Annotated in this window: 7 protein-coding genes and 1 pseudogene; 4 read left to right on the top strand and 4 right to left on the bottom strand. The window is 69.3% G+C overall.

Annotated features, from left to right (window positions below; all coding sequences use genetic code 11):
• Nucleotides 1–21: 21 nt before the first annotated feature.
• Entirely contained in the window at nucleotides 22–1,161 is a 1,140-nt protein-coding gene (gene purM / locus CM1CMNOD_RS01045) for a phosphoribosylformylglycinamidine cyclo-ligase (RefSeq protein WP_131772023.1), read from the top strand.
• Here the strand turns inward: purM and CM1CMNOD_RS01050 are convergent.
• From CM1CMNOD_RS01050 to CM1CMNOD_RS01060, 3 genes and pseudogenes are all read right to left on the bottom strand, one after another.
• Nucleotides 1,094–3,808 carry a putative bifunctional diguanylate cyclase/phosphodiesterase gene (locus CM1CMNOD_RS01050; protein WP_050803272.1) on the bottom strand — a complete coding sequence of 905 codons (2,715 nt, stop codon included), beginning with the start codon at nucleotides 3,806–3,808 and terminating at the stop codon, nucleotides 1,094–1,096. The genes purM and CM1CMNOD_RS01050 overlap by 68 nt on opposite strands.
• Before the next feature lie 931 nt (nucleotides 3,809–4,739).
• Entirely contained in the window at nucleotides 4,740–4,940 is a 201-nt protein-coding gene (locus CM1CMNOD_RS01055) for a DUF3073 domain-containing protein (RefSeq protein ID WP_013871843.1), read from the bottom strand.
• Nucleotides 4,941–5,128: 188 nt separating this feature from the next.
• Nucleotides 5,129–6,216, bottom strand: a pseudogene (locus tag CM1CMNOD_RS01060) (Glu/Leu/Phe/Val family dehydrogenase).
• Between the two features lie 254 nt (nucleotides 6,217–6,470).
• On the opposite strand from CM1CMNOD_RS01060, the gene CM1CMNOD_RS01065 reads away from it, so the two are divergent.
• Both CM1CMNOD_RS01065 and bldC read left to right on the top strand, forming a co-directional pair.
• Nucleotides 6,471–7,307, top strand: coding sequence for a hypothetical protein (locus CM1CMNOD_RS01065; RefSeq protein WP_013871845.1), 837 nt, complete (start codon nucleotides 6,471–6,473; stop codon nucleotides 7,305–7,307).
• Between the two features lie 152 nt (nucleotides 7,308–7,459).
• Entirely contained in the window at nucleotides 7,460–7,666 is a 207-nt protein-coding gene (gene bldC / locus CM1CMNOD_RS01070) for a developmental transcriptional regulator BldC (protein WP_013871846.1), read from the top strand.
• 919 nt (nucleotides 7,667–8,585) lie between these two features.
• On the opposite strand, the gene CM1CMNOD_RS01075 is transcribed toward bldC, so the two are convergent.
• The gene (locus CM1CMNOD_RS01075; protein ID WP_013871847.1) at nucleotides 8,586–8,819 is read right to left on the bottom strand and encodes a hypothetical protein; all 234 of its coding nucleotides are present in this window, start codon (nucleotides 8,817–8,819) and stop codon (nucleotides 8,586–8,588) included.
• 1,102 nt (nucleotides 8,820–9,921) lie between these two features.
• Here CM1CMNOD_RS01075 and mqo point away from each other — a divergent pair.
• Nucleotides 9,922–11,466 carry a malate dehydrogenase (quinone) gene (mqo, locus tag CM1CMNOD_RS01080; protein WP_013871849.1) on the top strand — a complete coding sequence of 515 codons (1,545 nt, stop codon included), beginning with the start codon at nucleotides 9,922–9,924 and terminating at the stop codon, nucleotides 11,464–11,466.
• Nucleotides 11,467–11,782 lie beyond the last annotated feature (316 nt).

Here is an 11,782-nt window from a genome sequence, read left to right on the forward strand (position 1 = left end):
CCAGCCTCGCCTCCGGCCACGGTGTCCTATCGGGACGCCGGCGTCGACATCGATGCCGGTGACCGTGCCGTCGCGCTCATGCGCGAGCACGTCGCCCGGGCCACGCGGCCCGAGGTGGTCGGTTCCCTCGGCGGTTTCGCCGGGCTGTTCGAACTCGATGTCACCCGCTACCGGCGCCCGCTGCTCGCCTCGTCGACCGACGGCGTAGGCACGAAGATTGCCATTGCGCGGGCGGTCGGACGGCACGACACCGTCGGTGTCGACCTGGTCGCGATGGTCGTGGACGACCTGGTGGTCTGCGGCGCCGAACCGCTGTTCCTGCTGGACTACATCGCCTGCGGGACGGTCGTCCCGGAGCGGATCGCGGCGATCGTCGCCGGGATCGCGCAGGGCTGCCAGCAGGCCGGCGCCGCGCTGGTCGGCGGTGAGACCGCGGAGCATCCCGGCCTGATGGGCGCCGACGACTACGATCTCGCCGCCACCGGCGTCGGTGTGGTGGAGGCGGACGCGCTGCTGGGGCCGGATCGGGTGCGGCCCGGGGACGCGGTGGTCGCGATGGCCTCGTCCGGCCTGCACTCCAACGGGTACTCCCTGGTGCGCCACGCGCTGCTCGGCCCGCCGGACCCGGACGGCCCCGGCGGGGTGTCCGCGGAAGGCCGGGCCGCCTTGGCCCGCCACGAGGACGACCTGGATACCACTCTCGGTGACGCGCTGCTCGTCCCCACCCGGATCTACGCTCGTGACTGCCTCGCTCTGGCCGAGGCTCTGGACGTCCACGCCTTCGCGCATGTCACCGGCGGTGGGCTCGCGGCCAACCTGGCGCGGGTGCTGCCCGCCGGCCTGACCGCCCGGCTGGACCGCTCCACCTGGGCCCCGCCGCCCCTGTTCGTCCTGCTGGCCGGGCGTGGCGGCATACCGCGGGCCGAGATGGAACGCACGTTCAACCTCGGGGTGGGGATGGTCGCCCTGCTCGGCGCGGACGACGCGCCCGCCGCCGTGGACCTGCTCGCCGCCCGCGGGGTCCCCGCCTGGATCGTCGGGGAGGTCACCGCCCACCCCGATGAGGGCACCGCCGGGGGCGCTGCCGGCTCCGTCAACGGTGCGGGTGCCGCCGAAGAGGGCCGGGCCGAGCTTGTCGGGGAACACCCTCCCGCCGGGTAGCCGGTCCCGATTCCGGTCCCGGTCGGCCAGCGTCCCTGGGCTGGGTGCCTGGGCTGGTCAGTCCCCGGCGGGTCTGGGGCCGCGGGGCCGCCTGCGGTACAGCGGCAGGATCCGGGCGTTCGTGCCGACCGGCCTGGCGGGGCGCGGACTCCGATGCCCGCAGATAGGCGGTGAGCTCCGGCAGCGGCATGGCCGCGCCGGTGTGCAGGCCCTGGACGAAGTCGCACCGCAGCGCCGCCAACGCGGCCATGAGCTCGGCGGTCTCCACCCCCTCCGCGACCACCTGGAGGTTGTGGGTGTGCGCCAGGTGGATCGTGGCGGAGACGATCGCGGCGTCACCCTGCTCGACCAGCAGTTTGCGGACGAAGCTCTGATCCACCTTGACCTCGTCGAGGATCCGCTCCTGCAGCATGGTCAGGGAGGAGAACCCGGTGCCGAAGTCGTCGACGGCGATCCGGACGCCGATCTCCCGCAGCTTGCCCAGCAGCCGGTAGGCCGTCCGCTTGTCCGACATCATCGCGGTCTCGGTGATCTCCAGGGTGAGCGCCGCCGCCGGAACGTCGTGCTTGACCAGCAACTTCGCCACGTCCCCGGGAAGTTCGGTGTTCAGGAGGTTACGGGCGGAGAGGTTGACCGACACCGTGATGTCGAACCCGCTGGCCCGCCAGCCGGCGCACGCGACGAGGGCCTGCTCGAGGATCGCCTTGGTGAAGTCCTGCACCAGCCCGGACTGCTCGATCGCGGGGACGAACATCTCGGGGGTGAGCATCCCGCGTCGTGGATGTTTCCAGCGCACCAGCGCCTCGACGCCGCTGATTCGCCCGGTCCGCAGCTCCACCTGGGGCTGGTAGTTCAGCACCAGCTCGTTCCCGCTGATCGCGGAGCGCAGCTCGGCGACCAGGGCGAGCCGTTCCAGGGACGGGTCGTGGCTGCCGGCGTCGAAGCGCCGCCACCGGGGGTGGGAGTGTTTCGCCTGGTACATGGCGATGTCGGCGTGTTTCAGCAGTTCCTCGATGGTGCTGCCGTCCTGTGGGTGGCAGGCGACCCCGAGGGACGCCTCCACCGCCAGCGGGATGCCATCCATGACGACGTCCCGGCACAGCACGTCGGCGAGTTCGGCGGCGGTCGCCTCGGCCTGGGCGGGGTCGTCGATGCCGGTGACGAGGACGGCGAACTCGTCTCCGCCCAGGCGGGCGACGACGTCGTCCGCCCGGATGCCGCGTCGCAGCCGCTCGGCGACCGCCTGTAGCACCCGGTCCCCGGCGCTGTGCCCGAGGGTGTCATTGATGATTTTGAAGCGGTCCAGGTCGATCATCACGAGGGCGACGGACCGCCCGGTCTCGGCCTGCCGCCGCATCTCGGCCGCTGCCCTGGCCATCAGCAGCCGGCGGTTGCCCAGGCCGGTCAGCCAGTCGTGCCCGGCGTCGTGGGCCTGCTCCTCGGCCACCTGGCGGGCGTGGGCCTCCAGCCGGGCATGCGCGAGGGCGCGGGAGACCGTCTGGGTGAAGGCCGCCAGGACCTGCTCCTCGTGGCGACGCCAGGCCGTCGGCCGGCGGAAGCCCAGGGTGAGCACACCGATCTGCTCCTCGCCCGCGAGCAGGGGGGCGCTGACCTCCCGAATCCGGGATGGCAGCCACCTGCGACGCCCGGGCGGAGCTGGCTGGCGCTCTTCCTGCCGGCGGGTGTCCCGCCCCGGAAGAGGATCTTCCTGGCGGACGTCTTCCGGCGGCGTGCCGGGGGACGGATGCCGCTCGGCCGTTGCCGGCGCGCGCTGGTCGGTCGTTGCCGACGTGGTGTCGGTGGATGTGCTTTCGGTGGGTGCCGTGTCGGTGGGGACCGGGGACCAGATGGTCAATACCGTGCTGTCCGCGTGGAAGAGGGTCTCGGCCTTGCGCTGTGCGATCATGACGACGGTTGGCTCGTCGGCGTCGGCGAGTTCCCGGGCTGCGGTGTTGACCTCGTCCCAGTGACCGCGTTCCTCCAGGGAGCGCAGCCTGCGGTAGTGGCCGATGCCGGGGCCGGCCGCGGCGAGTGGAAGCGCCAGCGCGACGACCGGATTCCAGCTCGCGGCCGCGAGTACCAGCAGGCCCAGCGCGGTGTTCGCGACGATCGGCTGCATCCGCAGGATGGCGAGGCTGTCATGCGGCATGCGGTGGACCGGCCATCTCGACCGCGTTGCCGCGAACGTGCTGGGAAGCGTGAGAAGCCAGGTGAGGATGCCGCACACCATGGCGGCCACGGCCACGGCGGCGAACGCGCGGGTGTCCGGCAGTGCCGCCGGCAGGTCGCGGCCACCCATGACCGCGGCCGCGGCCAGGACGGCCGCTCCGGTACTCGTGGTGACGACAGCGGCGCGCAGCAGCGCTGGGAGCGGCCGGTGCCCGGCGACCAGGTGTGCTCCCAGCGTTGTCGGCAGGCTGAGCAGGACGACCCACGGGCCCGGGACCAGCGCGAGGGCGATGATCAGCGAGATCTCTCCGAGGTTGAGATCGTCGAGGTTCCGGCCGATTCGGCGAATGACTACTGGTAGCTGGCCGAGCACGCATACCGGTAGGGCCGGGGCGAGCGCGTCCCACGCGGGCCGGCCATCCCGGGCGGCGTACAGTGCCGCGACGACGACGGCCGCGGCGGACGTGAGCGGGAGCACACCGTACAGAGCACGGAGCGAGCGGGGAGAACGTGACCGTTCATCACCCTGGGTAGCATGATCTGAGGAGGCGGACGGCGGCTTCGTGGACATGTAGCCGGCCTCCGTCTCGACCTTGCGGGCAACGCGCCGATGCCTGCCAGCAGCCTTCTCGTAGGCTCACGTCCAGGCCGAGACCCGCTCGGACGGAACGGCCGTCATCGCCGCCAGCCGGTGTGGTCCGATGGCGATGTGACCCCGTCAGTTTGCCACGTGTATCGGTCGAGTCCGTACTGACCGGGATGCTCAGCTCGAATATTGCCCATAGTGGCATAGATCATGTGGCGGTCTGTTACGGTATGTCTCATATAAATAACTAAATGCAACAAAATTCGAATGGCTCACACGCGTCCGACTCAACCCGATCACGCCCCTGCCCATACGCTGGACCCGCGACGGCGGTATGACGGCGGTGTACGGGCCGGCCGTACCTGTGACAGCCCATCCGGCGAACCCGTCGGGCCGTCTGGTGGGCGTCCATGGCGCCACGTGCTACCTGGTGACGCCATAGGCCGGTGACCGGCCGGAACCCGTGAAGCGACCACGTAACCAGCCCCGTGGACCCCGATCCGTGGACCCTGCCCGTGCGAACCCCGGAGACGCGCGGCCGATGGGCCGCCGATGGGTCTACGGCCCGTGCGGACTCCCGCGACCGGCCGTTCACGGGACGCCGACGGCTCCCGCCGGCCCGGGACGGCTGTCTCCGGTGGATCGTCGGTCGCGCGATGGCTGCCCAGGAGGCACTCGGAGCGCTTGAGGACGGGTGCGCATCCCACATGTGGAGCGGGAGTGGGACGCGCACCCCTGGCGCACCTTGTGCTGGCGAGGAGCACTGCCCGACGGTGGTACTCGGTGACGCGGACCCGGCGGCCCGCACCCCGTGCTCGTACCGCTACCGTCGACCGGTGTCCTCATCCTCATCGAGGTAGTCGTACTCGTAGGAATCATCCGAGTACGGATCGTCCGCGGTGTCGTCTCGCGTACTGCTCGCGCCCAGATCGGCTTTCAGCCGATCCAGATCCATATTCGGCGAGTTGTACTTGAGCTCGCGGGCGACTTTCGTCTGCTTGGCCTTCGCTCGGCCGCGCCCCATGGCTCGACCCCCTCGAACATGACGACGGGGACCCGCCCCGGTGCTCTCATTGTCTCGTGCCTCCCGAGACTACAGGGATCGCGGGCCGCCCGGCACGCCAACCCCACAGTTGTCCGGTTGGGAGGCGATCGCAGTGGCATATACGTGACATGAATCACAGATCGAAATCTGACGATCGGCTGCTTCGACTACTCCGAACGTCCGGGAACGAGAATCTGGCGTAGCCGTCCGACCTCGCTGATGCGGCGCTCCGCCAACTGGGTGGCGGCAACGGTGGAGGTGACCCCGGTCAGCTCGGCGAGAGCCAGCACCTCCAGGGTCGAGGCGAAGATGCCGCTGGCCTTCGCCCGCGCCCGCTCCGGGGAGTAGCCCTGGATCTCGTCGGCGACCTGGATGAGCCCACCGGCGTTGACCACGAAGTCCGGCGCGTAGAGCACGCCCGCGCCGGCCAGCAGCTTGTCCGCGTCCGCGTCCGCGTCCGCGAGCTGGTTGTTGGCTGCGCCACACACGACGCGCGCCCGCAGCGCCCCGACCACGTCCGCGGTGAGAACACCACCGAGCGCGCACGGGGAGTAGACGTCCGCGTCGGCTCCGATGAGCATGTCGGGGTCGGCGTGCGTCTCGACGTCGGGATACTCCGCCCGCAGCCGTCGCAGGGCCACCGGGCTGACGTCCGCGGCGACCACCCGGGCGCCGTCGGCGAGCAGATGGCCCACCAGCCGTCGGCCGACCTTGCCGACGCCGCTGACGGCCACCCGGCGGCCCGCCAGCGACGGCGTGCCCCACAGGTGCCGGGCGCAGGCGCGCATCCCCTCGAACACGCCGTAGGCGGTCAGGATGCCGGAGTCGCCCGAGCCACCGTGCGCGGGGGAGCGTCCGGTGACCCACCGGCACTCCCGCGCGATCACGTCCATGTCCTCGACGTACGTGCCGACGTCACAGGCGGTGATGTAGCGGCCGCCGAGTGACGCCACGAAACGTCCGTACGCGCGCAGCAGCGGCTCGGACTTGTCCCGCTCGGGGTCGCCGAGGATGACCGCCTTGCCGCCGCCGAGGTCCAGGCCGGCGCAGGCGGCCTTGTAGGCCATGGCCCTGGACAGGCAAGGGCGTCGCCCAGGGCCGCGTCCTCGTCGACGTAGGGGTGGAATCTGGTCCCGCCGAGGGCGGGGCCGAGAGCGGTCGAGTAGATCGCGATGATCGCGCGCAGCCCGCTGGCGGGGTCGATGCAGAAAACCACCTGTTCGTGCTGCGAACCGGCGGTGAAGACGGACGGCACCGGTGAGGCTCCCTTCGTCGGGAACGTGGGGTTCGTCGAGGGACGTGCTCTTCATGGTCGACGCCTGACCGGGTGGAACCTCCCGAACGGGCGCGGTCGACGTCCGCAACGTATCCGCGGCTGCCGCCATGAGCTGGTGTGGTGGTGATTGTTCGTCGTTGCTGCCGTGGGCCTCCGTCGTTGAACGGGGGACGCGTGTCGACGACGGGCCTACGGCGACTCGCTGATGTTCCCGGCATGCCAGGATCTCTTCTGTGGCGCCTGTCGTGAGTCCGGCCGCCTACCTGCGGGTGTACGAGCCGCTGGCGGCCTTCCCCCCGGCCGAACGGCTCCGTTGGGAGCGGTACGCGGCCGAGGGAGGCGTGCCCAGCCGCCGGGCCGGTGCCCGGCGGGAACGAACCGTCGCGCTGGCCGCGACCATCCGTCCCTCGCTGGACGTGGCAGACGAGTCCGCCTTCGTCCAGATGGCAGACGGCCTGATGTTCGTCTGCCCCTGGTACACCCAGCTGCGGGTGTGGCAGGCCGCGATGGAGTTCCGCGGCCGGCTGCCCGAGCGGGTGGCCGAGGCGTTCATCCCGCGCCGGCTGGCCGAGCCGGCCGAGACCGAGCTGGACCGCTGGCGCAGCCGCCGGCCCGATCTCAAGGTCTACGTCCAGACCTGCACCTGGATGGTGCCGCCGCCGTGGTTCGTCCTGTTCGATCCCGCGGAGCGGGTCCTGGTCACGGGTGACACCGTCGACAGGTCGCTGCTCTACCGGACGTCGATGGGCCTTGCCCGGCGCCGGGTGACCCGGGCCCTGGAGGCGCTCGATGTGCTGCGCCGGGTCGCGCCGGACTCGCCGGGCGTCGACGGCGTGGCCGAGCTCGGGGACTGGCTGGAGGACTTCCACCCGCACAGCCGGATCGAGCTCGACTACGGAGGCATTGTCGATCTGCTCGATGACGATGCGCTGCGCAACGACACGTCGGTCGCGGACCTGGGCGAGGCGATCACCGCGTTACGCCGAGGGCGAACAGATGCGGCGGTTGCGGCGTATGGGCGTGTCCTGAACCGGTGGAGACCGCTTCAGACCAGGGAGTCCGCAAGCTGATAGTTCATAACTGCTAACTGAGCGTGATTGCTCGCTTCGGACGTCGTGTGACTAGTCAGCAGATGGTCCTGACGTGCCATGTCCGAAATGCCCCCGAAGGATGCACCATCTGTATGGGACGGAGCGACGCTCTGTGACGGGAGGCCAACACAATGACGACGAGAACACCGGACGCTGAGCCGCTGCTGACGCCCGCTGAAGTGGCAACGATGTTTCGAGTTGACCCGAAGACGGTGACCAGGTGGGCGAAGGCGGGCAAGCTCACGTCGATCCGCACTCTCGGCGGCCATCGCCGCTACCGAGAGGCGGAGGTCCGGGCTCTCCTCAAGGGGATCCCATCCGTGGGAAGTGAGGTATAGCCCTACGCCAACGCGATCAGACGCATCGGATCCTCCTTCCTGTTTCGACATGGCCCGCAAGCTTCGGAGTCCAGGCGGTTCCGGCGGCTTGAGATGCGGTCAGGTTAAGGCCAAGGGGGTCGCCGGTACGGCGGTTGTTCCAACCAGGGGCAATGGTTGTGCTTTTGATGTGTCGAGGTTGCCGAAATGGGGACGTCTCGGTACGTCCAGGCGTTTTCGGGTTCTTCGGTCAGGATCCGGGAGTCTTCGACCAGGAAACTGGGGTCCCTGGCCAGGATCCGGGGGTCTTCGACCAGAGGCTGAGGGCGGCGTGCCGTAGTTTTCGCCCGCCGCCTCAGGCCCGGCTTCCCGGACCGCTGGCAGGTCAGCGTTCCGGGTCGAAGCCCCCGGACCCGGGCATCCCGAGGGGGTCGTGGCGCACGGTTTCCTCCGTGGGCCAGGGCCCGGCCGGTGGCCGGTGGATCGATCCAGGCCGCCGGGCACCCCCGGGGCCGGCACACGCCAGGATGGCCGCCCGCGGCCGCGGCTGGGGGATGCCGCAACCCGCTGGGCGGGTGGCGGCCGGTCCCGCCGCGAAAGCCCCGGCCGCGATCCGGCCGGGGCAGTTCATGGGAAAGCCCTGACACGGATGATGATCGGTCCGCCAGGGTGGCACCGTCGCCCGCCGCTGTAGATCATCCGTCTGCCACGGATCACCGCCTCGTGGCTGGCGGAGATCTCGTTCTTACGGCGGCGCGACGGCCGCGGTGGCACCGTGACGGCGAACTGCGGATGGCTGTCCACCGGCCGCGCGCCACCGGTGGCCGCGTCTGTCACGTGGTCAGGCCGCACGTTCACACGTCATACGTTCAGTTCACGCGTCCCATGTGACATGTCACATGTTCATATGTCACTCGTGGTCACGTCATACGTGGTCACGTCATGCATGGTCACGAATCCCCTGCCGCCCTGCCGCCCGGGCGCAGTGGGCGCCGCAGAAGAACTGTCCGTCGGTCTGTGCTCCGTGACCGGAGATCTTCACCCCGCAGTGTTCACAGACCGGGGCCATCGCGTGGATCGCGCATTCAAAGCTGTCAAATATGTGCACATTTCCCTGGGCGTGCACCTCGAAGCTCATCTCGTAGTCGTTGCCGCAAACTTCACAACTGCCCATTGTGACTCCCCGTCGGCGCTCTTGTGTTCGCTTTGTCGCTGCTCGGTGGGCCTGGGGGCCGGGGCACGACCGACATGGCACCGGGATTCTCCGGAGCAGACCGGAACGTCTGGCCCCCGGGCCGTTCACCGGTAATCCGCTGTGCCGCTCGTGCCCGGCCGTGCCGTGGCCAAACCGACGCCGGCGAATTCCCTTTCGGTGGTCGGGCGAGCGGGCCCGTTCGCTGGTTCTTCCGGTTCGGCCCGCCTTCTCACGGCCGCTCCGGCATACCGGAGCCCACCAGCCACACCGGGCCGGCGACACGCCGTATCCCAGGTACATCCCAGGCCAGCCGTATCCGTACTGGCCGTATCCATATACGTCGTATCCCGGTTACGGAGCATGCGTCTCCCAGGTATGGACGCACGATCCGGCCCGGGGCCGTCCGTGAGGAGCCGGGAGCAAGGGGGCACCGAGGGAGCCGGGCGGCCCCCGCGGTGGAAGCGGCCCTCGCTGGTGGACCTGGCCCGGTCGGCGATGAGCGCGCCGGCGGGGCGGAGCGCGGACCAGCCCGTGTTACGACCGGGCGCACCAGCGGCCGAGCTGCCGCCGCACCGGCAGCTGCCTGCCGCGTGTCGGGAGGACCGCTTCCGGGCGCACCGGAGTGCCGGCGGGCGGGGAAGGCCCCGCGGGGCCGAGGGTCCCCGCGCCCGGCCTCGGCCGGACCCTGGCCGGGCCGCCTTTCCTCCTGGTCGTCAGGGTATTCTCTGCCCGGCTGGCCGGGTATTTCTCCCTATTTACCGCGATGCTTTGTCGGGTGGCCGTCAAATCGACCGGAAGTCGTTCGTGGACGGCAGGTTAGAAGCGTGTAAAAATTCCATTTCGCAAACGCCGCCAGGCCTGCCTCGGTGATTCATGTCGTAGTGACATCCTCCCAGCTCACGGGGCGTCCGGGAGTTCACAGTGCCGGTTGCCGTCCCATAGCAGACGACGGGTCCGGCGCCGGCACGCTCTTTCCGTCCCGTGATTCACGACTCACCGCTCCAATCATACGTGCGTATATGCGGACCGTACGATGGAATTGTGTCAGGTGCGAGAATCATGAAAGAAGGCAGTGAGTCACATGAATCCGCAGTCACCCGACACGAACAGGGCCCGTGAGTCCGCCGACGTCGTCCTCATCGGCGCGGGAATCATGAGTGCCACCCTCGGTACTCTGCTGCGCAGACTCCAGCCGGACTGGTCGATCGACGTGTACGAGCGATTGCCCAGGGTCGCCGAGGAGAGTTCGGACCCGTGGAACAACGCGGGTACCGGTCACGCCGCCCTGTGCGAACTGAACTACACCAGTGAACTCCCGGACGGCACCATCGACGTGCGGAAGGCCGTCGGGATCAACGAACAGTTCCAGGTGAGCCGGCAGTTCTGGTCGTATCTGGTGGAGGACGGAACATTTTCCGAGCCGGAGACCTTCATCAACTCGACGCCGCACATGACCTTCGTGCAAGGGGCGACCGATGTCGACTTCCTGCGCAGGAGATACGAGGCTCTGCGTACCGAGCCGCTGTTCTCCGCCATGGAGTTCAGCGACGATCCCGCCGTGATCCAGCGATGGGCTCCGCTGCTGATCGAGCAGCGGAAACCCGGCGAGCAGATAGCCGCGACCCGTGACATCTCCGGGACCGACGTGGACTTCGGTTCCCTGAGCCGGCAGCTCTTCCGGACGCTTGAGGCCTCCGGCGTCGGTATCCACCTCAACCAGGAGATCAGGGCGCTGACGCGGAAGCCGGACGGCCGGTGGCGGCTGCGCATCCACAACAACACGACCGGGAAGACCAAGGAGGTCTCCGCGCGGTTCGTGTTCGTCGGCGCGGGTGGGTGGGCGCTGAAGATCCTGCAGAAATCACGGATACCCGAGGCCTACGGTTTCGCCCTGCTGCCCATCAGCGGGCAGTTTCTCCGTACCGACAATCCGGCCGTCGTCGCCCGGCACCACGCGAAGGTGTATGGCAAGGCGCCGATCGGCGCGCCACCGATGTCCATGCCGCACCTGGACACCAGGATCGTCGACGGCAAGAAGTCGATCCTGTTCGGTCCGTACGCCGGCTCGAGCCCGAAGTTCCTCAAGCACGGCTCCGTCCTTGACATGCCGTCGTCCATCCGTTGGCACAACGTCCTTCCGCTGCTTGCCATGGCGAGGGACAACATCGCCCTTGTCGCCCTGCTGGTGAACGCGCTGCGAGCGACCCGGAAGAAGAAGATCGCCGAGCTCGCGAAGTTCGTTCCCGGCGCACTGGCCAAGGACTGGCGGATCATCACGGCCGGGCAGCGGGCACAGATCGTGAAGAAGGATCCCGAGAAGGGGGGGATCCTCCAGTTCGGCACCGAGGTCGTCGCGTCCGCCGACGGCTCCATCGCCGGAGTTCTCGGTGCTTCCCCCGGCGCGTCCACCGCTGTACCGATCATGCTCGATCTTCTTGAGCGGTGCTTCCCCGAGCGTTATGACGCCTGGCGGCCCAGGCTGAACGAAATGATCCCCACGTTCGGTCAGCGGCTCTCGGACAATACCGAGCTCGCGGCCCAGACGATGGCCGCGACCGCGAAGACCCTGCACCTCACCGAAATTTCCCGGCCCCTTTCGGGACGATCCAGCGATCCGGTGGGCTGACCGGCCACCGCATGAGCCGGATGCAGCCGGACAGGGATATTCGCTCGTGGGCGGGGTCGTCCGCGCCCGGCCTGGGCCGGACTTCGACGAGGCCCGGACAGCACCGTTCTGTCCGGGCCGGCCGTCGAGTGGCCGCGCGGGAAACGGGTGGCCACGGTGGCTGGTTTTCTCGGCATCCCGGCTCCGGCTCCCGGCATCCTGGGCCGGGTCCTACTGTCCTGAGTCGTTGATTCGCTGGCAGTAGGCGGCGAGGGTCTCGAGGATCTCGTCGGCGGTCTTGGCCCAGACGAACGGCTTCGGGTCCTTGTTCCAGGCG

The organism is Protofrankia symbiont of Coriaria myrtifolia (assembly GCF_900634755.1).
Taxonomy (GTDB): Bacteria; Actinomycetota; Actinomycetes; order Frankiales; family Frankiaceae; genus Protofrankia; species Protofrankia coriariae.